22 protein-coding genes are annotated in these 22,189 nt (G+C 64.2%); 11 read left to right on the top strand and 11 right to left on the bottom strand.

What is annotated here, in order from left to right; translation table 11 throughout:
* The first annotated feature begins 7 nt into the window (after positions 1–7).
* From LAC81_RS11550 to LAC81_RS11520, 7 genes are all read left to right on the top strand, one after another.
* Positions 8–544, top strand: coding sequence for a dihydrofolate reductase (locus tag LAC81_RS11550; RefSeq protein ID WP_223724900.1), 537 nt, complete (start codon positions 8–10; stop codon positions 542–544).
* 155 nt (positions 545–699) lie between these two features.
* Positions 700–1,812 (top strand): FtsH protease activity modulator HflK, encoded by a 1,113-nt coding sequence (hflK, locus tag LAC81_RS11545; RefSeq protein WP_223724899.1) that lies wholly within the window; start codon positions 700–702, stop codon positions 1,810–1,812.
* On the top strand, positions 1,809–2,732 hold the full coding sequence (gene hflC / locus LAC81_RS11540) for a protease modulator HflC (RefSeq protein ID WP_223724898.1): 924 nt from the start codon (positions 1,809–1,811) through the stop codon (positions 2,730–2,732). The genes hflK and hflC overlap by 4 nt, the downstream gene beginning before the upstream one ends.
* Positions 2,733–2,739: 7 nt before the next feature.
* Positions 2,740–2,925: a DUF2065 domain-containing protein gene (locus tag LAC81_RS11535; protein WP_113536087.1), complete on the top strand. Its 186-nt coding sequence runs from the start codon at positions 2,740–2,742 to the stop codon at positions 2,923–2,925.
* A 6-nt stretch (positions 2,926–2,931) separates the two neighbouring features.
* Positions 2,932–3,318, top strand: a complete 387-nt coding sequence (locus LAC81_RS11530; RefSeq protein ID WP_223724897.1) for an ACT domain-containing protein — start codon at positions 2,932–2,934, stop codon at positions 3,316–3,318.
* Positions 3,319–3,624: 306 nt separating this feature from the next.
* On the top strand, positions 3,625–5,151 hold the full coding sequence (locus LAC81_RS11525; protein ID WP_419195766.1) for a DegQ family serine endoprotease: 1,527 nt from the start codon (positions 3,625–3,627) through the stop codon (positions 5,149–5,151).
* Between the two features lie 741 nt (positions 5,152–5,892).
* Positions 5,893–6,795, top strand: coding sequence for a LysR substrate-binding domain-containing protein (locus LAC81_RS11520; RefSeq protein ID WP_223724896.1), 903 nt, complete (start codon positions 5,893–5,895; stop codon positions 6,793–6,795).
* 369 nt (positions 6,796–7,164) lie between these two features.
* Here LAC81_RS11520 and LAC81_RS11515 read toward each other — a convergent pair whose 3' ends face one another.
* Positions 7,165–7,731 (bottom strand): GNAT family N-acetyltransferase, encoded by a 567-nt coding sequence (locus LAC81_RS11515; RefSeq protein WP_223724895.1) that lies wholly within the window; start codon positions 7,729–7,731, stop codon positions 7,165–7,167.
* A complete protein-coding gene (gene serB, locus LAC81_RS11510; protein WP_223724894.1) occupies positions 7,728–8,615 on the bottom strand; it encodes a phosphoserine phosphatase SerB in 888 nt (295 codons plus the stop codon). The genes LAC81_RS11515 and serB overlap by 4 nt, the downstream gene beginning before the upstream one ends.
* Here serB and miaA point away from each other — a divergent pair.
* Positions 8,614–9,525 carry a tRNA (adenosine(37)-N6)-dimethylallyltransferase MiaA gene (gene miaA / locus LAC81_RS11505; RefSeq protein WP_223724893.1) on the top strand — a complete coding sequence of 304 codons (912 nt, stop codon included), beginning with the start codon at positions 8,614–8,616 and terminating at the stop codon, positions 9,523–9,525. The two genes, serB and miaA, sit on opposite strands and share 2 nt — an antisense overlap.
* Positions 9,526–9,587: 62 nt before the next feature.
* Here the strand turns inward: miaA and LAC81_RS11500 are convergent, their stop codons facing one another.
* From LAC81_RS11500 to LAC81_RS11480, 5 genes are all read right to left on the bottom strand, one after another.
* On the bottom strand, positions 9,588–9,989 hold the full coding sequence (locus tag LAC81_RS11500) for a VOC family protein (protein ID WP_223724892.1): 402 nt from the start codon (positions 9,987–9,989) through the stop codon (positions 9,588–9,590).
* Positions 9,990–10,177: 188 nt separating this feature from the next.
* Complete coding sequence (locus LAC81_RS11495) at positions 10,178–10,873, bottom strand: class I SAM-dependent methyltransferase (RefSeq protein ID WP_223724891.1); 696 nt, start codon at positions 10,871–10,873, stop codon at positions 10,178–10,180.
* A 222-nt stretch (positions 10,874–11,095) separates the two neighbouring features.
* Positions 11,096–13,141 (bottom strand): ATP-binding protein, encoded by a 2,046-nt coding sequence (locus LAC81_RS11490; RefSeq protein ID WP_223727810.1) that lies wholly within the window; start codon positions 13,139–13,141, stop codon positions 11,096–11,098.
* 79 nt (positions 13,142–13,220) lie between these two features.
* Positions 13,221–13,520 carry an AzlD family protein gene (locus LAC81_RS11485; protein ID WP_113536078.1) on the bottom strand — a complete coding sequence of 100 codons (300 nt, stop codon included), beginning with the start codon at positions 13,518–13,520 and terminating at the stop codon, positions 13,221–13,223.
* On the bottom strand, positions 13,517–14,242 hold the full coding sequence (locus LAC81_RS11480; RefSeq protein WP_223724890.1) for an AzlC family ABC transporter permease: 726 nt from the start codon (positions 14,240–14,242) through the stop codon (positions 13,517–13,519). The genes LAC81_RS11485 and LAC81_RS11480 overlap by 4 nt, the downstream gene beginning before the upstream one ends.
* Before the next feature lie 119 nt (positions 14,243–14,361).
* Here LAC81_RS11480 and LAC81_RS11475 point away from each other — a divergent pair, with 119 nt between their 5' ends.
* Entirely contained in the window at positions 14,362–14,826 is a 465-nt protein-coding gene (locus LAC81_RS11475; protein ID WP_113536076.1) for an Lrp/AsnC family transcriptional regulator, read from the top strand.
* A 383-nt stretch (positions 14,827–15,209) separates the two neighbouring features.
* Positions 15,210–16,307 (top strand): calcium/proton exchanger, encoded by a 1,098-nt coding sequence (gene cax / locus LAC81_RS11470; protein WP_223724889.1) that lies wholly within the window; start codon positions 15,210–15,212, stop codon positions 16,305–16,307.
* A 103-nt stretch (positions 16,308–16,410) separates the two neighbouring features.
* Here the strand turns inward: cax and LAC81_RS38340 are convergent, their stop codons facing one another.
* The 3 genes from LAC81_RS38340 to LAC81_RS11460 all read right to left on the bottom strand — a co-directional run bounded on the left by LAC81_RS38340 (position 16,411) and on the right by LAC81_RS11460 (position 19,395).
* Positions 16,411–16,539, bottom strand: a complete 129-nt coding sequence (locus tag LAC81_RS38340; protein WP_268906704.1) for a hypothetical protein — start codon at positions 16,537–16,539, stop codon at positions 16,411–16,413.
* A gap of 176 nt (positions 16,540–16,715) precedes the next feature.
* Positions 16,716–18,449, bottom strand: coding sequence for an adenylate/guanylate cyclase domain-containing protein (locus tag LAC81_RS11465; RefSeq protein ID WP_223724888.1), 1,734 nt, complete (start codon positions 18,447–18,449; stop codon positions 16,716–16,718).
* 67 nt (positions 18,450–18,516) lie between these two features.
* Positions 18,517–19,395 (bottom strand): LysR family transcriptional regulator, encoded by an 879-nt coding sequence (locus tag LAC81_RS11460; protein WP_223724887.1) that lies wholly within the window; start codon positions 19,393–19,395, stop codon positions 18,517–18,519.
* A 107-nt stretch (positions 19,396–19,502) separates the two neighbouring features.
* Here LAC81_RS11460 and LAC81_RS11455 point away from each other — a divergent pair, with 107 nt between their 5' ends.
* Complete coding sequence (locus LAC81_RS11455) at positions 19,503–20,570, top strand: alkene reductase (protein WP_223724886.1); 1,068 nt, start codon at positions 19,503–19,505, stop codon at positions 20,568–20,570.
* A gap of 74 nt (positions 20,571–20,644) precedes the next feature.
* On the opposite strand, the gene LAC81_RS11450 is transcribed toward LAC81_RS11455, so the two are convergent.
* A complete protein-coding gene (locus LAC81_RS11450) occupies positions 20,645–22,018 on the bottom strand; it encodes an MATE family efflux transporter (protein ID WP_223724885.1) in 1,374 nt (457 codons plus the stop codon).
* Between the last annotated feature and the right edge of the window lie 171 nt (positions 22,019–22,189).

The raw sequence follows: 22,189 nt of genomic DNA, 5'->3' as shown, positions 1-22,189 counted from the left end.
GGCTTCCATGACCGAGACGAAGAGCACCCATCCGAAGATATCGATTGTCGTCGCAGTCGCCGCCAACGGCGTCATCGGCCGTGACGGCGATCTGCCGTGGCGCCTTTCGACCGATCTCAAGCGTTTCAAGGCGCTGACGATCGGCAAGCCGGTGATCATGGGGCGCAAGACCTGGGCCTCGCTCGGCCGTCCGCTGCCCGGTCGCGCCAATATCGTCGTCACTCGCAATGCGGAATTTGCCGCTGAGGGCGCTGAGGTCGTGCCGTCGCTCGATGCGGCGATCGCATTTGCCCGCCGCGAGGCTGAGGCGACGGGCGTGGATGAGATCTGCGTCATTGGCGGCGGCGAGATCTACCGCCAGTCGATTGCGCTGGCCGACATTCTGCACGTGACCGAGGTCCAGGCCGAGGTCGATGGTGACACGCGCTTCCCCGATATCGACCCGCAAGTCTTCCAGAAGGTGTTCGAAGAGGATCTGCCGCAGGGCGAAAAAGACAGCCACGCCATGCATTTCGTCACCTGGCGGCGGCGTGCGACAGCCTGACGCGCCGGATCGTCAACTATTTTGAACCATTTACGGTGAACTCGGGCCTACCGCGTTGAAAGCGGTGCAGGTGATACCTATAACGGTTTCACATCATAAACGACCGTGCGGTGGCGCGGCTGTTTGGCGTGGGAAGTTTCAATAGAGAGGTTTTGATGCCCTGGAGCAATCAGAATGGCGGCGGCGGCCCATGGGGCGGCGGTGGCGGCGGCAATCAGGGGGGGCCCTGGGGCCAGGGGCCAAACCGGCCGCGTGGCGGCAAGGGCGGCCCGCCGGATCTGGAAGAGATCATTCGCCGTGGCCAGGACCAGCTTAAGAACGTCGTTCCCGGCGGTTTCAACGGCGGCGTTTTCGCCATTGTCGGTCTGCTGATCGTCGGCTTCATCCTGATCAACTCGATCTACACCGTCCAGCCGGACGAGCGTGGCGTCGAGATGCGCTTCGGCAAGCCGAAGGACGAGATCTCGATGCCCGGCCTGCATTATCATTTCTGGCCGTTCGAGACCGTCGAATTCGTCAAGATCACGGAGCAGCAGCAGAATATCGGTGGGCGCTCGAGCGGCCAGGCGAATTCCGGCCTGATGCTGACCGGCGACCAGAACATCGTCAACGTGCAGTTTTCGGTGCTCTACTCGGTCACCGATCCCAAGGCCTACCTGTTCAATGTCGAGAACCCTTCCGACACGCTGCAGCAGGTTTCTGAAAGCGCCATGCGCGAAGTGGTTGGTCGCCGTCCGGCACAGGACATCTTCCGTGACAATCGTCAGGCGATCGCTGCCGACGTGAAGAGCACGATCCAGGCGACGATGGACACTTACGGTGCCGGCGTTTCCGTCAACACGGTCGCGATCGAAGACGCAGCACCGCCGCGCGAAGTGGCCGATGCGTTCGACGAAGTGCAGCGTGCCGAGCAGGACGAAGACCGCTTCGTCGAAGAAGCCAACCAGTATGCCAACCAGGTACTGGGCAAGGCACGCGGTCAGGGTGCGCAGATCCGCGAAGAAGCGGCCGCCTACAAGGACCGTGTCGTCAAGGAAGCACAGGGCGAAGCGCAGCGCTTCATCTCGGTTTACGACGAATATTCCAAGGCGCCGGAAGTGACCCGCAAGCGCCTCTATCTCGAAACGATGCAGGGCGTTCTCGGCAAGTCGAAGAAGGTGATCCTCGACGAGAAGAACGGGCAGGGCGTTCTGCCCTATCTGCCGCTGAATGAAATCGGCAGGCCTCTCCAGTCGGGAGCAGCAGCAGCATCGGGAGCAGGCCAGTGATCAACAATCGTACCTCCGTCATCCTGATCCTGCTCGCCGTCGTCTTCGTCGGCATCTATTCCTCGGTCTTCGTCGTCAACGAACGCCAGCAGGCGATCGTCGTGCGCTTCGGTCAGATCAAGGACGTCAAGAGCCAGCCGGGTCTCTACTTCAAGCTGCCCTTCGCCTTCATGGACGCCGACCGTGTCCAGTATGTCGAAGACCAGGCGCTGCGCTTCGATCTCGACAACATCCGCGTCCAGGTTTCGGGCGGCAAGTTCTATGAAGTCGATGCCTTCGTCGTCTACAAGATCGCCGATCCTCGCCGCTTCCGTGAAACCGTATCGGGCGATCGCGATGCTGCGGAGTCGCGTCTGAGGACCCGTCTCGACGCTTCGCTGCGTCGCGTCTACGGTCTGCGTGGTTTCGAGGCAGCGCTTTCGGACGAGCGCGCATCGATGATGCGTGAAGTTCGCGCCGACCTCAAAGGCGATGCCGAGTCGCTCGGCCTCAACATCGAGGATGTTCGCATCCGCCGCACCGACCTGACGCAGGAAGTCTCGCAGCAGACCTACGACCGCATGAAGGCCGAGCGTCTGGCAGAAGCCGAACTGATCCGCGCTCGCGGTAACGAAGAGGGCCAGCGCCGTCGCGCTATCGCCGACCGTCAGGTCGTCGAGATCGTCGCCGACGCCCAGCGCGATTCGGAAATTCTGCGCGGTGAGGGCGAAGCCGAACGGACGAAGACCTTTGCCGACGCTTTTGCGCGCGATCCGAAGTTCTTCGAATTCTACCGCTCGATGACGGCTTATACCCAGTCGATCGCGAGCCCGGATACGACGCTGGTGCTTTCGCCCCATTCGGAATTCTTCCGTTACTTCAACGATTCCGAAGGTACTGCACCGGCTGGTCCGGCGCCGCAGCCAACCACCGGGAACTAGGCGAGCGATGTCGGATTTCCTGACGGGAATCGCTTTCTTCCTGATCATCGAGGGGCTGGTGTACGCACTGGCCCCTTTGGTTTTGGTGGAAATGGCGAAGCGTTTGCCGTATGTCCCCGAACATCAGCTTCGACTGGCGGGGCTCGTTTCCGTGGCTGCCGGGGTCGGACTTGTATGGTTGCTTCGAGGATAATGCGAAATGCCACATAAACTGCTGATCCGGCTGGTCGATGCCGAATACGCCATCACCCGCCTCAATATCGGTTCCAGCATACCGGAATGGTTGCCGGGGCCAGGCTTCTGGACCGTGTCGAGCTCCCGCGAGGAGATGACGCTGGTCTGCCGAGCCGCCCGCGTGCCTTCCAGCGTCCAGAGCTCGCTCGGCTGGCGCTGCTTCCGCGTCGAGCAGCACTTTGCCTTTGACGTGCCGGGCGTGCTCTCGTCCGTGCTCCGGCCGCTTTCGGCCGCCGGCGTGGGCGTCTTCGCCAATTCGACCTTCAGCACCGACTATATCTTCGTCGCCGGTTCCGATCTCGACAAGGCGGTGCAGGCTCTGAAAGACCACGGGCACGACCTGACGACCTGACACGTCGCGCCTCCTTCCAAGAACGCGCAGCCGGGACCTCTTGACCTCCAGCAGTCATCTGCGCGGGGATCAGGAAATCGTGTGTGGACGCTTCCGAATTCCGCCTTATCTTCAGGTGAAAATCGCAAGCCACGCGGTTTGCGGATTGCGGTGACGGTTCTGACTGCATAAGCGCTGTTGCCGGTTCCGGTCGACGCGAAATTATGCGAAGAATCAAAGTACTATGACGCCTCGGCGCATAGGCAGGAGAGGTGGGAGGCCTAAGGAAGTGGCCGACCATCGAAAAGCCAGAGGAGCTTAAGCGACTTGTCCACGCGAACGAAATCCCGAGCGCACTCGCTTGGCACCGCCTTGGGCGTTCTGGCGCTCGCAAGCGCGCTGGCCTTTAGCTCCACCGCGCTCGCCCAGAACACGGCCATCCGCCCGCCGACCAACGGCCCTGCTTCCGTTGCCGATCTCGCGGCCGGACTGTTGGACGCCGTTGTCAACATCGCGACCTCGCAGAAGGTCAAGAACGACGACAATGCGCCGGCGCCGCAGGTGCCGGAGGGCTCGCCCTACCAGCCCTATTTCGACGAATTCTTCAAAGGGCAGGGTGGCCAGGGCGGCAGCCGCCAACGCACGGTCGATTCGCTCGGCTCCGGGTTCGTCATCGACCCCTCAGGCTTCATCGTCACCAACAACCACGTGATCGAAGGCGCCGACGACATCGAGATCAACTTCGCCAATGGCAGCAAGCTGAAGGCCAAGCTTGTCGGCAAGGACACCAAGACCGATCTCGCGGTCCTGAAGGTGGAGCCGAAGGCGCCGCTGAAAGCCGTGCCTTTCGGCGATTCCCGCAAGATGCGCATCGGCGACTGGGTGATGGCGATCGGCAATCCCTTCGGCCTCGGCGGCTCGGTTTCCGTCGGCATCATTTCGGCACGTGGCCGCAACATCAATGCCGGCCCCTATGACAATTTCATCCAGACCGACGCGGCGATCAACCGCGGCAATTCCGGCGGACCGCTCTTCAACATGGCCGGTGAAGTGATCGGCATCAATACGGCGATCATCTCGCCCTCCGGCGGCTCGATCGGCATCGGCTTCTCGGTTCCGACGGAGCTTGCCGCCAATGTCGTGCTGCAGCTCAAGGATTTCGGCGAGACCCGGCGCGGCTGGCTTGGCGTGCGTATCCAGCCGGTGACCGACGATATCGCCGAAAGCCTGAAGATGGCGACGCCGCACGGTGCGCTCGTCTCCGGCATCATCGAGGGCGGACCGATCGCGAACGGCGAGATCAGGGCGGGTGACGTCATCGTCAAGTTCGACGGCCGCGACGTCACCGAGATGCGTGACCTGCCGCGCGCCGTTGCCGAAAGCCCCGTCGGCAAGGCGGTCGACGTGGTGGTGGTCCGCGATGGCAAGGAGCAGACGGTCAAGGTGACGCTCGGCCGCCTCGAAGATGGCGCCGATGTCGCCAGCGCACCGGCGGCGACATCCAATGACGAGACGCAGAAGCCGGACAAGCCCGAAGCCGCGCCGCTGCCCGCGACCGATGTCGTGCTCGGCATGAAGCTTGCGACGCTCAACGAAGAGACGCGCAAGAAGTACGGCATTGCCGACGACGTGGACGGCGTTGTGATCACCGAGGTCTCGCCGAATTCTGCCGCTGCGGAACGCCGTGTCGAGCCGGGCGACGTGATCGTCGAAGTCGGCCAGGAGGCGATGGACACGCCCGGTGACGTTGCCGATCGTGTCGAGGAGCTGAAGTCGGACGGTCGGCACAACGCGCTCCTGATGCTCTCCAACAAGACTGGCGAACTGCGCTTCGTCACGGTGCGGGTAGAGTAGGGCGCGTTGCGCCTTTGCGGGTTTTGCGGTCGCGGCATCGGATCGATGCCGCGACGTTGTTTCAGCCGAAGGCAATTGAGCGAGTCTTTTCAAGGGTGTCGGGCAGTGGGCTGGCAGGCTGAATCCGCTTCTTGAGGTTTTGATTCAAGCGTGCGCTCGGCTGATAGTCTGTTGCCAACGTGAGCAGGCAAGCGCCTGCCCCTCATCCCGCTGCCGCGACCTTCTGCCCGCAGGCGGGGAGAAGGGGCATGTCGCGTCCGCTCGCAACATTGCGGCGATCCCATCCCGGCGCCTCCATATGCCCCTCTGTGACTTCTCGGGCTGTGCCGCCAGCCGAGCGCCTGCGGCGGAGCGCGTTTCCTCTCCCCACTTGCGGGGTGAGGGCGAGGGCGAGGGGCGGCTACGGGCACCGCGTGGCGAGCAAAGCGTGGTAGTTCTCAGCGGTCGTCGCCGACTGCTGTGGGGGCGGATGAACGGGACTTTCGTGCCGGCTGGAAGGTCATCAGCCGCAGGGCTTCGAGCAGGATCTCGATGATAGCAAGCATGGCCAGACCTCCGTTCGTGGGGCGAGCGTCATGCGCTCGGACGAACGCACGCGGGACGCTCTGGCGGTGTGATTTTAAAGCACCTTCTCCGCCACCGTTGGGTTCATGCGAGGGCGGAATGCCTCAGTATTTCACCGCACTTGCCCGCGGCCCTCAAACGAGTTTACTGTCGCCTTCGGATAACTTGAGGTTATGCATGAAGCGCGGACGGTTGCCTCTGACGGCGTTGCGGAGTTTCGAGGCGGCCGGGCGGCTGGAGAGCTTCACGCTGGCTGCTGCCGAGCTTTTCGTCTCGCAGGCCGCGATCAGCCGGCAGGTGCGCGAACTCGAGGAGCTGATCGGCCGGCCGCTGTTCGAGCGGCGCCACCGCAGCGTTCGGCTGACGACGGACGGCCGTGCGCTGCTCGGCACGTTGACGGCGGCCTTCGATATGGTGGGCGAGAGCCTCGACGCGCTCTCCGGGCGGCGGCTGTCGCAGACGCTGAAGGTCAGCGCCGAACCGTCCCTTGCCGGGTGTTGGCTGGTGCCGCATCTGCAGGACTTTCAGGAGCAGCATCCGGATATCGATCTGGTGATCGACGCGGACCCTCGGCTGGCCGAGTTTCGCAGCGGTGACGCCGATATCGCCATCCGCCACAGCCTGGCCGCCCGCTCATGGCCGCGGGTGGAGACGCGCCTGCTCGCCAAGGTCGAGATGGTGCCGGTGATGGCGCCGGCGCTCGCCAGTGCCGGGCGGACGCTCGATCGACCCGAGGACCTGCTGCAGCACGCGCTCTTGCATGAGGATAACCGACAGCTCTGGGCGCAGTGGTTTGCGGCCGCCGGTACCGCGCCTGTGCAGCTGGATCGTGGTGCCATCTTCGCCGATGGCTCGATGGTGCTGCAGGCGACGCTCAGGGGCAGCGGCATTGGCCTGATCGACCGCGACCATGCACGCGATGACATCGATGCCGGGCGGCTGATCCAGCCCTTCGAAATTTCCGTGCCCTATGGCGCGTTCTTCATCGTGGCGCGGCGCTTCGATGCGCTTTCGGATGCGGCGAAGGCATTTGTTGACTGGCTCGAGCGGAGCTACCCGGGGGCGGGGCAGGAAAGGTGAGCTGCGGTGGAGGCGTTGTGGTTTTTCCTTCGCTGTCCTGCCGGACGTCTCTCCCCTCCGGGGAGAGAGCGCCTAGGAGCCAGCACGCCACCACGTGCCGAGGGCGCGGAGCCTGCCGGATCGTTGCATGACAATTGGAGGCGCGTTCTGACGTGGCGATGCCCGGCAACGGGGCTGTCCCTTATCCCGCGGCGAGGGTTCGCCCCTCATCCGCCTGCCGGCACCTTCTCCCCGCAGGAGGGGAGAAGGACCCATGGCGTGAGTGCACGGCGCTTATCAACGTTGAATAGGGCACCACGTTGCGACTGGCGTCTCTCGTGCCGCTTGTGGGGAGAGATGTCCGGCAGGACGGTGAGGGGCTATGGCCGACTATTTCTCGGCCTTCGCCCGCCAATCGGCGGCGCTGATCGCGTAGAGCACATGCCGCACCAGCGTCGGGTAGTCGGCCGAGACGCGGGGGTGGTCGAAATCACGGCTGGCGTCGCGGTGCATGCCGATCCGTTGCATCACCGCCGTCGAGCGGGTGTTGGCGGCGACGGCGAAGGAGACAACTTCGTCGAGCCCCTTTTCCTCGAAGCCGTAGCGCAGCAGGGCGGATGCGGCTTCCGTGACATAGCCCTTGCCCCAATAGGGCGTCGCCAGTCGCCAGCCGATCTCGACCGTTCCGTTGGGCAGGTGCGGTTCCAGATCCGTCAGCGCCAGACCGCAGAAGCCGATCGGCCGGTCTTCGGCCTTCAAGGCCACGGCGAAGAAGCCGAAGCCGGTCTCGGCGATGCCGCGGCCGACGCGGTCGAACAATGCGTCGGCTTCCGCACGGCTGCGGCGGAAGGGAAAGAACTCCATGACCCTGGGGTCGCTGTTGATCGCGAAGAAGAGATCGCGATCGCTTTCCTTCCAGGTCCGGATTCGCAGCCGCTCGGTCTCGGAGATGATCATCCGACGAAGTCCGTCTTGCGATAGCCCTGCAGATAGAGAAGAGCGGTCAAGTCGCCGTGGTCGATGCGCACCTTCGCCTGCTCGGCGACCACGGGCTTGGCGTGCAGCGCAACGCCCGTGCCGGCAAGCTGGATCATGCCGAGATCGTTGGCGCCGTCGCCGACGGCAAGGGCATCGTCTGTCGAGATGCCGAGGCGGTCGGCAATATCGATGAGAGCATCGACCTTGGCCTGCTTGCCGAGGATCGGATTGGCGACCTCGCCGGTGAGCACGCCCGCTTCGGCGATCAGCGTGTTGGCGCGGTTCTCATCGAAGCCGAGCATTTCGGCGATCGGTCCGGTAAAGACGGTGAAGCCGCCGGAGACGAGCGCGGTATAGTGGCCCTTGCTCTTCATCGTCGCGATCAGTTGTTTTCCACCCGGCGTCAGCGTGATGCGCCTGGCAATCACCTCGTCGACGACGCTGAGCGGCAGGCCCTTCAAGAGCGAGACGCGCTCGATCAGCGCCGGCTCGAAGGCGATCTCGCCGTTCATGGCGCGGGCGGTGATCGCAGCCACCTTGTCCTTGAGGCCGACTTCGGCGGCGAGTTCGTCGATGCATTCCTGGCCGATCATGGTCGAATCCATGTCGGCGATCAAAAGCTTCTTGCGACGGCTCTCGGCGTCCTGCACGGCGACATCGACCGGGGCGCTGCCGATCACACCGCGCAGCAGGGCTTCCGCGGCGCCCGTGTCGGTGCCATCGGTAAGCGCGATATCGCAGGCGACGCCATCGGCCAGCCAGTAGAGGCCGGATGCCTTGACGGCATCGGCGGCGGCTTCCGCCAGTGCTGGCGTCAGAACAGGATTTGACGGATTGGCGATAAGCGTGGCAACGAGAGCCATGGACAATAACCTTGAAACCGAGAGCGACGCGATCCTGATAACCGGGCCGACCGCCAGCGGCAAGTCTGCGCTTGCTGTCGAACTGGCGCGCCGGCATGGCGGCGTGGTCGTCAATGCCGACAGCATGCAGGTCTATGATACGCTGCGGCTGCTGACGGCGCGGCCGGACGAGGCCGACATGGGCGGCATAGAGCACTGTCTCTACGGCCATGTGCCGGCGGCATCAGCCTATTCCACCGGCGCTTGGGCACGCGAGGCGCAGGCGCTGGTCGAAAGGCTGCGCCAGGAAGGCCGGCTGCCGGTCTTCGTCGGCGGGACCGGGCTCTATTTCAAGGCGCTGACCGGCGGCCTCTCCGATATGCCCGAAATCCCGGCCGCGATCCGCGAGCGGCTGCGCGAACGGCTGAAGGCGGAAGGGCCGGAGGCACTTCACCGCGACCTGGAGGTCAGGGATCCGGAAACGGCGGCGACGCTGAACGTCGGTGACGGCCAGCGGATCGTCCGGGCGCTCGAAGTGGTGGAAGCGACCGGCAAGCCGATCCGGTTCTTCCAGAAGCAGAACGGCCCCGTCATCGTCGATCCGGACCGGGCGGCAAAATACGTGGTGCTGCCGGAACGCAAGCTTCTGCACGACCGCATCAATCGCCGCTTCGCATTGATGCTGGCCGGCGGCGCGATCGACGAGGTGCGGGCACTGCTTGCGCTCGACCTGCCGCCGGAAATGCCCGTGATGAAGGCGATCGGCGTCAGCCAGATCGCGGCACTTCTGAAGGGCGAGCTCGACGAGGCCGATGTGATCGAGATGGGTGCCGCAGCCACGCGGCAATATGCCAAGCGCCAGATGACCTGGTTCCGCAACCAGCTCGACGAGAGCTGGCGGCGCATCGAGAGCGCCGACGAAGTGCTCTGAGCGGGACGAGGAAAAGTGTGCGCGGCTTTCCGCCCGCATCCCGCTCCAAGTGTTTCGGTCGATCAGTCGGCGAGGTTCAGTTGCCAGGACACGCCGAAACGATCGTTGATCCAGGTGAAGCGCTGGCTGAAGCCGTAATTGTCGAGCGGCATCAGTATGGCGCCGCCCTCGGCCAGCATGGTCGCGAGCGTGATGATCTCGTCCTCGCTCTGGCATTCGACGAAGAATGAGAAGGACGGGGTGAATTCGAAGGCGTGCTTGACCGGGCTGTCGATGCACTTGACCCGCTGCGCGCCGAGCCGGAAGAGCGCCACCTTGATGCTGCCTTCAGCTCCCTGCTCGCCCGGGCCATAGTGCTCGATCTCCAGCACCTCGGCGTTCGGGAACAGCGAGACGTAGAAGGCCATGGCGGCTTCGGCCATGCCATCCTGAAACATCAAGAAAGGGGTTATGCTTGTGACCATGCCAGCCTCCGATCGATGCGTGCGCTATTCAAACAAGACAAGGGATGCCCGTAGAGCCATCCTCAGCAACGATGCGTCCAGCGCAAAAGTTCCCCAGGGATCGGTCCTGAGGACCGACGGCTGTTGTCGGGACGCGCCGAGGACAGTCTTCCCGCCATTCCTGTCAAGCCGCAATCCAGGAGCTGGGCTCAAGCCTTCGCCGCCGAAAAGAAGAGGAAGCGCGGCCTGGTCGTCAGGCTCTCATACGCCTCGGGGAAGAGGGTGCGGGCGCGCGGGTCGGGCTGGGGTTCGCTTATCGTCTCGATGCGAAACCCTGCAGAGGTGAGCGCCTCGACCATGGCGTGGAGCGGCCGGTGCCAGAATCGCATCTCGATCGTCCGGCCACCGCGTTCCCAGGTGTCGTCGAAACTGTAGGTCTCGAAATAGTTGTCGTGGCCGGAGAGCTGGTGATCCATGAACGGGTGATGCGTCGAAAGCACCAGGCGCCCGCTCGGCGACAGCACCCGCCTGAACTCGAGGAGAGCGGGCGACCAGTCGTGCAGATAGTGCATGACGAGGGACGCAAGCACGACGTCGAAGGCGCCGTCTTCGAAGGGCAGAGGGTCGTTCAGGTCAGCGACCAGCAGGCGTGCGCGTCCTTCGAGGCGGCGGCTGGCGATCTCCAGGAGGCCGGCGCTTCTGTCGATGCCCGTCAGCGTCGCGCCGCGCGCGAGCAGTGCTGCAGCATGGGCGCCGCCACCACAGCCGGCGTCCAGCACCCGAAGCCCGGCGACATCGCCGACGAGGGCAAGGGCCGCCGGCCGCTCGTAATAGGCGTTCCAGGCGTTGTTCTCGTTGTCGGCATCATAGGAGGCCGCAAACGCATCATAGTCATTCTCAGGCAAGATCTTCCTCCGCGCGGGCCCCCCCCTTTGGGCGAGCACTCGGATCACGAGTCAATCAAAACCTGAATTCTACTGCATGTTGCCTTCAATCGTAGCCGGTCGAAGGACAAAACTTGCGGGCTTTCAAAGTACCACAGCGACGCTTGCGCGTCTGACCGGACGCGCGTCGTTGAATGGCGGCTCAATTGCCAGGTATCGCGCCAGAACGGCCAGGCGTTCGCGCTAGGTCTTGCGGATGATGCTGCCGAGCGGACGCTTCAGCAGGCTTTCGCGGAGCGAACCTTCGCGTGGCCGATCGCTGCCGGTGGCCGACGAACCGTGTCCGGTTGGCGACGCTCCGAAGCGGGGCGCCGGCTGCTCGGCGGCGGGCTTCTCGTTCAGAAGCTGCTGGCGGATCAGGTTGAAGCGCTCCAGTTCCGGATTAACGGCTGGAGCCGCACGCGGCAGCATGTCCGGGCGATAGGGTTCGATCTCGGGCGGCGCGTCGTGGGGGGCCGGATCGGGCGCGGCGTCTTCCGCAGAAGCGCCGAGTTCGGCGTCCCAGAGGCGCGCCTCGCTGCCGGATTGCGCCGCCATGTAGCTTTGCTGGAAACCGGAAATGTCGGGGCCGCTGATCGAGCGCATGCGGCTGACGATCGAGCGCAGGTCGACGATCGGTGGCGCGTCCTCGTCGACGCGATCGATGATGCCGTGGGCGCGCGGAAGGCGCTCTTCGGAGATGCGGGAAAAGCGCATGCGCATCGGCACGGCGACGGCTTCACCGAAGGCGATCGCTTCGCCGTTGCCGATCGAGGAGATGAAGCTGGTGGTGGAGGTCGACGAGTTCGGAATGGCCGAACGGATGATCTCCTGGTCGCGGTCGTTGGCAAGGCGCATGGCAAAGACCGTCGAGCACTGCGACAGGATCGTCGGGTCGAGTTCGCCGGGGCGCTGGGTGATGACGCCGAGCGACACGCCGTATTTGCGGCCTTCCTTGGCGATGCGGGCGATAGCCTGGCGGGTCGGCAGGAAGCCGAGCGAGGGATCGGCCGGCACGTAGCGGTGCGCCTCTTCGCAAACGACCAGCATATGGATGCCGCCATTGCTCCACAGGCCGATTTCGAAAGCCATGCGGCAGAGCACCGAAGCAACGGAATTGACGACTTCCGAAGGGATGCCGGCAAGCTCGAAGGTGGCGATCGGCTTGCCGTCGCCGGGAATGCGGAAGATCTTGGCGATCGTATCCTGGATCGTGTCGGTGATCGTGTTCGAGGAGAACATGAAATGGTAGCGCGGGTCGTTGATCGCGGAGACGATCTTGACCTTCAGCGAGCGCAAATGCGGCTTGTCGTTGCGCCCCTCCAGCCGGCCGATGCGTTCGTCGATCAGCGCCAGCAGGTCGGCGATGCGGTAGGGTACCGGCGTATCCGCGGTAATCGAGCTCTTCTCGGTCTGGCGCCGCATGAGCCCCGATTCCCCACCCCGGAAAGCTTTCTTCGCTTCGGGGATGATGTCGCGCAGCATGTCGAGTTCGTCCGGCGGCGCCGGGCGGCCGCGGAAGATCACCTCGGCGAATTCCTCGAGGCGGAAGAACCAGAAAGGCAGGTCGAGCGTATCGGTATCGATGACAACCGCGAGCTCCGGGAAGGCGGCGGCGAATTCGTTGTGCGGATCGAGGATCAGCACGCGCAGCTTCGGATCGGAAGCGATCGCCTTGTTGAGCAAGAGCGTGACCGCGGTCGACTTGCCGACGCCGGTCGTGCCGACGATGGCGAAATGCTTGGCCAGCATCGAGGGCACGTGGATCGTCGCGTCGAGGCTCTCGTCCTGGGTGAGCTTGCCGATGATGCAGCTGTCGTTGCGACCGTTGTCGTAGATCCGCGCCAGGTCGGACCCGCGAATGCGGTGCGCGATGGCGCCGAGAAAGGGATATTGGCTGATGCCGGCGGAAAACTCTTCGCGGCCGTCCGGCCCGATGTGGACCTCACCCATCAGCTCGACTTCGATGCGGAAGGTGTTGTCGCTGTCTTCGCCCCATTCGGCGGAGGCGGTCTGCATGGAATAGACCAGCGCCACGACGCGGTTTCTACCGACGGAGATGGAGATGAGCCTTCCGACGGACCAGAGTTCGGCCAGGGACGTCTCGCCGCCTTCGGAGACGGCGGCAATCGTGGCACGGGCGCCGTTGCAGGCAACGACGCGCCCCAGAAAGCGGTTTCCAGGTTTCAGCCCGTCACGGCGATCCTGCTCTCCTGCGCGGATGGAAGAATGGAGATCATTGTTCAGCAACGCAAAAAACCCCGGCTTCACGGCCCGCTCATGTTAGCCGGGGGGATTTAACAAGTGGTTTCACGGATTTGCCTGTCGCTCAGCCGAGAAAATGGCGGAGGAAGCCGGCCGAAGCGATGCCGATCAGCACGGTTGGGAGCAGCGAGAACCGGGTGGCGGCGACAAGTGTGATGACCAGCGCGATCAGGCTGGCGGGCTTGTCGGAGACGAAGTCCGGGGCGATGACGGAAATCAGCACGCAGCCCGGGGCCGCCTCCATCACGGCGGTTGCACGATAGCCGAGCGTGCGGCCGCGGAACGCCAGATAGCCGAGCGCGCGGGTCGTGTAGGTGACGGATGCCATCAGCAGGATGGTGAGGAGGGTGACTGTGTCGATCATGGCTGCTTCGCAAGGAGATAGCTGGAGACGAGGCCGGAGAGCGCACCGGCGGCCACATACCAGGCGCCGGGGACAAGCAGGTAGACGAGGGCCGCGGTCACGAGACTGACGAGCCAGGGGCGGGCTGCGCGAAGCCCGGTCCACATGCCCTTCAGCAGCACGAGGAAGACGGAAGGAAAGGCCATGTCGAAGCCATAGGCCTCGACATTACCGATCATCGGGCCGATCGCCGCGCCGACGGCGGTGAAGGTCATCCAGCAGGCCCAGAGCGCAATACCCGCGCCGAGGAAATAGGGCATGCTGAAGCAGGACCGGGCGCGGGCGTCGGCAAGGGTCATGGCCCAGCTTTCATCGCACATGAAGAACAGCGCCGGCAGAACCTTCCGCTTCGGCAAGGCGCCGAGAAAGGGCGCGAGCGCCGCGCCCATCAGCAGGTGCCGGCTGTTGATCAGAAAGGTGATGGCGACGATCAGCGCGATATGTGGCGGCGAGGTCCAGAGATCGATGGCCGCGAATTCCGAGCCGCCGCCGAAATTGAGGCCGGTCATCAGCGGAACCTCCGCGTGGCTGAGGCCCTTCTGCTGAGCCTGTGCCCCGAGCACCAGCGCGAAGGGAACAAAACCGATCTGGACCGGTACGGCTGCGGTCAGCCCCCGGAGAAACTCGCTGACCCCGACCGGCTTTGCGACCTCGCCGAGGCTATCCAATTCTATGCTGCTCATGGTGTCTCCTTATGCCGGCGGAGACTAGTCAAGCGGCCGCGCAATTGGGTTGCTTTTATGCTTCCAAGTTGCGAAAATTTGGCATCAGAATGTCAAAATAGAAAGATAAGAGGCGCGCGATGCCAATCGAATTGGATGCAATCGATCGGCGCATTCTTGCCGCCCTGCAACGAAACGGCCGCCTGCAGAACGTGGAGCTTGCCAAGGAAGTGGGGCTTTCGCCTTCGCCCTGCCTCAGGCGCGTCAAGCTCCTGGAAGACGCCGGGGTGATCAGCCGTTACGTCGCGCTGCTCGACGCTTCCAAGGTGGGCATGGGCCTCACGGTCTTTGCCCGGGTATGGCTGAAGGGGCAGGACGCCAAGTCGGTCGACGATTTCAACGAGGCGGTGAAGCGGCTGCCGGAGATCGTCGAATGTCACCTGATGGCCGGGGAGTGCGACTTCCTGCTGCGCATCGTCGCCCGCGATCTCGATGATTACCGGCGCTTTCAGATCGAGCACCTGACCCGGATCAAGGGGGTACAGAGCGTCAAGACGGATGTGCCGATGCAGAAGGTGAAGCTTTCGACGGAGTTGCCGCTCTAGTTACGCGCCATTGCTGTTGCTGCCGGCCCGGATCAGGCTTGCCGCGCAGTCGACGATCGTGGCGCTGGCCGTGCGCGGCGAGAAACCCAGGACGTTTCGGGCCTTTTCCGCGCCAGGTGGTCGGGTTCGAGGCGCTGAGCCGGGACAAGGACGAGGACCTCGAGCGTCTGCTTAGCGATCTCGTGGCACGGCTGGTGGACGAATAGGCGAGGGCTGGGACACGCGGTCCGTGCCTTGCGCCAGATTTGCACGTCGGCTGCGTTGACTTGACAAAAGTCAATGCGCCTTTGCCCGAAGCGGCATAATCATGGGGCATAGCCAACCGAATCCGGCCGGGCGCGACCGATCACGGATGCTTGCCGGTTGGAGCTGGGGAGGCGGCCTTGGGCAGTGCATTTGATTATGTTCGCCGGACACCCATTCTCTGGCTGCTCGTCTTCGTACCCGTCGTCATCGCCGGAGAGCATATCTGGCCGGGGGCGCACACGTTGCTCTTCCTGCTCTCGGTCGCCGCCATCGTGCCGCTCGCGGCCCTGCTCAGCCAGGCGACGGAGGCGGTTGCGGCGCGGACCGGCGACACGATCGGCGCACTTCTCAACGCGACGCTCGGCAACCTGACGGAACTCGTCATCGCGCTGATGGCGCTCCAGGCCGGCCAATATCTGCTGGTCAAGGCATCGATCGCCGGCGCGATCGTCACCAACACGCTGTTCATGCTCGGCGGCTCATTCCTCTTCGGCGGCCTGCGCCATCACCTGCAGGAATTCAACCGGGTGAATGCACGCTTCCAGGCGAGCCTCCTGTTTCTGGCGACGGTCGCCGTGCTGGTGCCATCGCTGATCGGCAGCGCCGACAGCCAGCCGCAGACGGCCTTCACCCAACAGCTCAGCGCCGGCCTCTCCGTCGTGCTGATCGTCGTTTACGCGCTCTGGATGCTGTTTTCGCTGAAGACCCACCGCGAGCTCTTCGCCTCGGCCGGTGGCGGGCATGGCGAGGAAGAGGTGCATTGGCCGCTGGCGACGGGCATCGTCGTGCTTTTGGCAGTTACGGTGCTGGTGGCGCTGGTCAGCGAGGTCTTCGTCGGATCGGTGCAGGTGGCCGCCCAGGAACTGGGCATGACACCGGCCTTCGTCGGTTTCATCGTGGTGGCTCTGGCCGGTGCCGCGGCCGAGATGGCGACGGCCTTTTCGGCCGCGCGCAAGGATCGCTTGGACCTCAGCGTTGGCGTTGCGCTCGGCAGCGCTGCGCAGATCTCCCTGTTCGTGGCGCCGTTGCTGGTTCTGCTGAGCTATGTCATTGGCCCGCAGCCGATGGACCTGCAATTCTGGCCGGGTGCTGTCGTGATGATGCTGATCGCGACGATGGCTGCGACGCTGCTTTCCAACGGCGGGCGTTCGGCCTGGTACATGGGCGTGCTCGCGCTCACGGTCTATGTGATCTTCGGCATGACCCTGTTCCTGCTGCCGCCGGTACAGCCGTGAGGCACGCCTCCCGGCTGCTTGGCAATATCCAGGGAACTTTAGGTGGGATGGCCGGATCTACGCTGTAAGCGAGGGGCGACGCTGTAAGCGCGCGGGGCGACCGTTATTTGGGGGAGTTCATGTCGAACACGACCCAGCGAAAGAACAGATAGATCGCGGCAAAGCTGATCACGAGCGGCATCAGCACAGGAAGGTCAAGCATATCATTGCCCTTGGTTTGAAGCTGCTTCATGCAGCAATGCTAATTTGCATGCGAGTTGTTAATGCAAGGTGCACGCGACAGGCTCGGCCACTAAAATCTTTGTGGTTCCGCGAGTATTGATCTCAACTGTAGTTAGGCTCTTCCAAGCCGCTTCGGACTTGGGCGTCCTCGGGGAATGACGGCGTGAATCGGGCCGAGCGCCCGCTTCATTTCGGCAGCCCCGCCTTCAACAGGCCCTGGCGGAACAGGTCACGGTGTTCGTCCCGTTCGAGCAACAGGCCGTGCCGGATGAAATCTTCCGTCGAGAAGTCCGGACGCGCTTGCAGAAGTCGAGCCTTCGTCTCCTCGGCGGCGACGCTGTTGCCGGCCTGCGTATGGCAGGCGACGAGACGGGCGAGCGTGAACGCGCCGGGATTGGGCAGTTCCTTGAGTGCTGCCGCGGCCTCATCGTAATGGCCGAGAATATAGAGGGCGTTGCCGAGGGCGGCGCTGTACCAGGGCGGCGGAAACGGGTTCAGCCGGAAGCCCTCATTGATCCACTCCATCGCCTCGTCGAGCTTGCCGCGCCGGGCAAAGAGGCCACCCATCTGCACCAGTGTATTGGCGTCGTTGGGGTTCAGCAGATAGGCGCGGCGATAGTGCCGCTCCGCCAACTCGAATTCGCGGCGATTGACGTGAATGAGTGCCAGCAGCCGCTGGCAGCCGCCTTCGGCCTCATCGAGCGACACGGCCTTGCGGGCCATCGCCATCGCCGCGTCGAGAACATCCGCCGGCGCGTTGCCGTAGCCCTGCTCGGCGATGGTGGCGAGCGCCAGATAGGCGTGGGCCAGGGCAAAATGCGGGTCGCGTTCGATCGCCGCCTGAAACATGGCCCGGGCCTGCCGGTTGTCGTCCGGCTCGTAGCCGCGAATATGGGCAAGCCCGCGCAGGTAGAATTCATAGGCCGCAAGGCTCGTCGGCGGTTTGCGCAGCACCTGGCGCAGGTCGGCGCTTTCGATCTGGCCGACGAGGGTCGACACGATCGTCTGCGTCACCTCATCCTGGACTGCGAAAATATCCGTGAGGCTCCGGTCGTAATGGTCCGACCAGAGGTGCGCGCCGGTTGCGGCTTCCACCAGTTGCGCGGTGATGCGGATCCGCTCGCCGACGCGCCGCACGCTGCCCTCGACCAGGTAGGTGGCGCCGAGCCTGCGGCCGGTTTCTCTCCTGTCCGTATTCTTGTCGCGGAAGCTGAAGGACGAACTGGCTGACGTGACGGAAAGCGAGCGGAAGCGGGCAAGGCCGCCGATGATATCCTCGCTGATCCCGTCGCTGAAAAAGGTCTGATCCGGCGCGCCGCCGAGGTTTTCGAACGGCAGCACCGCGATCGAGGTGCGCGCGCAGGCTTGCGAGGCTGCCGGCCCCATCGTCGGTGCGTCCGTCCAGTGCCAGACGTGGGCCGGGCGCGAGATGTTCTTCAGCGCGATCTCGCCGCCGTCGAGGAAGGCTGATCGGCTCTTGGCGCTCAGTTGCCGGTGGACGACATCGGCGATGCAGATGCCGCCGGGCGATGCCGACGCCTGAAGACGGGCGGCGACATTGACGCCATCGCCGAGCAGATCGTCCCCCTCGATGACGACGTCGGCAAGGTTGATGCCGATCCTGACGAGGATGCGGTCATCGGCCGGTTGCTCCTTCTGGTCGCAGGCGAGCGCCCCCTGAAGCGAGATGGCGCAGTCCACCGCATCGACGGCGGAGTTGAAGACAACCAGAGAACCGTCGCCCATGAGCTTGACGATCCGGCCGCCGCGGGCGGCAATTTCCGGGGCGAGGATCGCGTTCTGCAGCCGCTTCATCGTGCCGATCGTGCGCAGTTCGTCGGCCTCGGCCATGCGGGAATAGCCGACGATGTCGGTGGCCATGATGACCGCAAGTCGCCGCTCGACGTGCTCGTTCGCCATCCCGTTCTCCCCAATCGCTTATATTTTAGCGTGTTCTCATGGGGGCAGGAAGACGACGCCATCGCGGCTAGGCGCGGGCCATCTCCTGCTGCAGAAACTCGATGAAGCGTTGGGTCTTGGCCGGCAGCAGACGCGTCTCGGTGATGGCGTGAATGGCGATGGAGGTGCCCTCCCAGCCGGGCAGCACGCGTTTCAGCCGACCTTCAGTAAAGTCGTCGCCGGCGATGCGTTCGGCCAGGAGCGCGATGCCCTGGCCGTTGACGGCGAGCGCGCGCATCATGCCGACATTGTTGACCGTGAAGCGGCCGGTGACCGAAACGTCGATCCTGTTGTTGTGGCCATCATGGAGCGTCCAGTCGGTTGCCCTCGGCATGGAGATGCAGTCGTGACGGCCGAGGTCCGCCGGCTCCTGCGGCTCGCCGTGGGCTGCCAGATAGACAGGGGAGGCGTAGAGATAGCGTGCGTGACGGCCGACAAGTCGCGCAATCAGGCGTGAATCCTGCAGCTCTCCCGCGCGGATCACCACGTCGAAGGGCTCCGTCACCAGATCGACGCGCCGCGGCGTCAGGTCGAAATCGAAGGTGATGCCGGGATAGCGCCGGGCGAATTCGGCGATCAGCGGTGTCATGTAGATGGTGGCGAAATCGACCGGCATCGACACGCGCAGCAGGCCGCTCGGCTGCTCCAGCATGGCGCCCAGCTGCTCGTGCGCCAGGCGCGCTTCATCGACGATGCGCTTGCTGCGCTCGAAGTAGAGCTGGCCCGCTTCGGTCAGCTCGATCTTTCGCGTCGTGCGGTGAAGCAGCCTCAGCCCGATCGCCTTCTCCAATTCGCTGATTCGTCGCGACAGGGTAGAGTTGGGCATGCCGACGATGTCGGCGGCTTTGCGAAAGCTTCTGGCTTTCGCCACTTCGACGAACAGCGCCATGTCGTTCAGATGGCTCATCCGATTGCTCCATTAATGGAACTGTAATTCCAAATTGCCCGTATTTATCCCGAATGCGGAATAGTGGACAAGGGTATCAACACTTGGAACTCTCGAAGGAGACCCCGATGAGCCTGCTGTTCACCTCCGTTCGTATCGGCCGCCACACGCTTGCCAACCGGCTGGCCATGGCGCCCATGACCCGCAGCCGCGCCGACTACGATGGTACGCCCGGCGCGCTCGCCGCCGAATACTATGCCCAGCGCGCCAGCGTCGGCCTGATCGTGACCGAAGGCACGCAGCCTTCGGATGACGGGCAGGGCTATCTCACCACGCCCGGCATCTACACCGATGCGCATGTCGCCGGCTGGGAGACGATCACCTCCGCCGTACACGCGCGGGGCGGTCGTATCTTCATCCAGCTCATGCATGCAGGACGCATGTCGCACCCCGACAACACGCCGCACCATCGCCAGGGCGTTGGGCCGTCGGCGATCGCGCCCGGCAGCACGATGTTCACCGCGACGGGCATGCAGGACATTCCGACGCCGCGGGCGCTGACCTCTGAAGAGGTGCGCCAGACCATCGCCGACTTCCGCCATGCGGCCCGCCGCGCGATCGAGGCCGGCGCCGACGGCGTCGAGATCCATGGCGCCAACGCCTATCTGGTCCACCAGTTCCTGGCGCCGAGCGCCAACACCCGGACCGACGAGTATGGGGGCTCGATCGAGAACCGCGCGCGCTTTGCCATTGAGGTCGCCACGGCCATCGCCGAGGAGATCGGCGCGGACCGCACGGCCATCCGCCTCTCTCCGGGCCTCAAGATGTGGGGCATCGACGAAGGTGCGGACGGCCCGGATCTCTACCGCTATCTGGTTGCCGAACTCGACAAGCTCGGCCTTGCCTATCTGCACATCATGCACGCGGGCGACGAACCGCTGCTCGCTTCGATCCGCAAGCTCTGGTCGCGGCCCTTGATCCTGAACCGCCCCGGGCGCGTGCGCGACGAGATCGGTTCCGATCTCCCTTCGGGGCTCGCCGATCTGGAAGCCTACGGTCAGATGGTGCTGGCCAATCCGGATTTCGTTCACCGACTGAAGGCCGACGCGCCGATGAACGAGGCCGATCGCATGACCTATTTCGGCGGCACGGCGAAAGGCTACGTCGACTACCCGGCGCTCGCCGCTTCGGCCTAGAGCGCTCCGCTTCGGAGCATGAAGCGTCCGGTTGCGGAGCCGATCGACCCCATCCGGGGTCGATCGTATTTTCGTCAGGACACCCGGCCCGCAGCGCCGCGCCGCCGCGCCGCCTGCCACAACACCAGCATCGCGACCGCGAGCAGCAGCGCTTCCGCCGTCGGCGTGGCAAACCAGATGCCGGGTTCGCCGAAAGTCGACGCGTAGAAGGCGACCAGTGGCATGGTGAAGAGATAGGGCTTGGCAAGCCCCAGGACCGCCGCCCGGCCGGCATCACCGATCGCCTGGAAGTAGCTGCCGAGCATGATCAGCGGTCCGGACAAGACATACATCGCGACCATCACGGGCATGATGCGCGCGACGTCTGCGATGACCGCATCACTGTCGACGAAGGTCGCGCCGATCGGCCGGGCAAAGCCGACGAGCAGCACTTCGACGGTGAGGCAGTAGGCCAGCGCCACAAGTAGCCCGAGCCGCAGCATCCTTTCGGCCCGATCCGCAAGGCCGGCGCCGACATTGTTGCCGACGATCGCCTGCATCGCCTGGCTCAAGCCCAAGAGCGGCAAAAGGGCGAAGGTCATGATGCGGGTGACGATGCCGTAGGCGGCGACCGTGGTGTCGTAGTTTTCGGCCGCAGTCTTCTGCAGCGCCGCCATGATCGTCACCGAAACCAGGGCCATGCCGATGAAACCGAGGCTTTGCGGGCTGCCCAGCGCAATCATGCGGCTCCATCCCGTCAGTGGACTGTACCGGAGTAGGGCGGAGAGCCGCAGTTCCGTGCGTCCGAACAGGCGGAAGAGGGCGATGAGGCCAAGGGCCAGGACCTGCGCCAGCACGGTGGCGGTGGCGGACCCCGCAACACCCAGGTCCAGCAGCGCGATCAGCACATAGTTGAGGACGAGGTTCGCGACCGAGACCAGCACACTGAGGCCGGCCATCAGCCCGGCGCGTCCCTCGCATCGAAGCGCATCCGATTGCACCGCCAGAAGGAACTGGACGGGCGCGCAGAAGATGATGATCGCGATATAGCGCTCGGCCATGCCGGCGAGCGGACCCGGACCATTGGTGAGCGTCAGCACCAGTCGTTCGCCGAAGACCACGAACAGCGCGATCAGCGCTGTGGCGATCGTCAGCGCCAGCATATGGGCGCCGGCAAAGACGCTGCGGGCTTCGGCAATGCGGCCGGCGCCAAGATGACGGGCAAGCAGGCTCGCCATGCCGCTGACGACGAGGGTCGCCAGCGCCACCGTGAGAATGAAGATCGGAAACACCGTGGTCACGGCGCCGACGGCTTCAGTGCCGACATAGATCCCGAGCACGATGGCATCGACGACCGTCAACAGCCCGTTCATGCTCATGACGAAGATGATCGGCAGTGCTGTTTTCAAGAAGATCGCGCCGAGCGGCGCGGTCAGAAAGATATTCTGGCTGGAGGTGTCCTTGGACATCCCGCACTCCTGTTCTTCGCATTTCAAGAAGGAGGAGGGGCTCGCATTGCCTGCCACACGAAATGCGATCGGGGCGAGAGGATATCGTCAGAAGTCAGATTTCACCGAGACTGGAAGCCTGCGAGCGGCGGGGATCTGAAGCCCGGAATGGGAGGTAGCGCCAAGCCGCAT

Source organism: Ensifer adhaerens (assembly GCF_020035535.1).
Classification (GTDB): domain Bacteria; phylum Pseudomonadota; class Alphaproteobacteria; order Rhizobiales; family Rhizobiaceae; genus Ensifer.
Note: the sequence above shows the minus strand (reverse complement) of the source record. Positions and strands in the feature narration are given on the sequence as shown.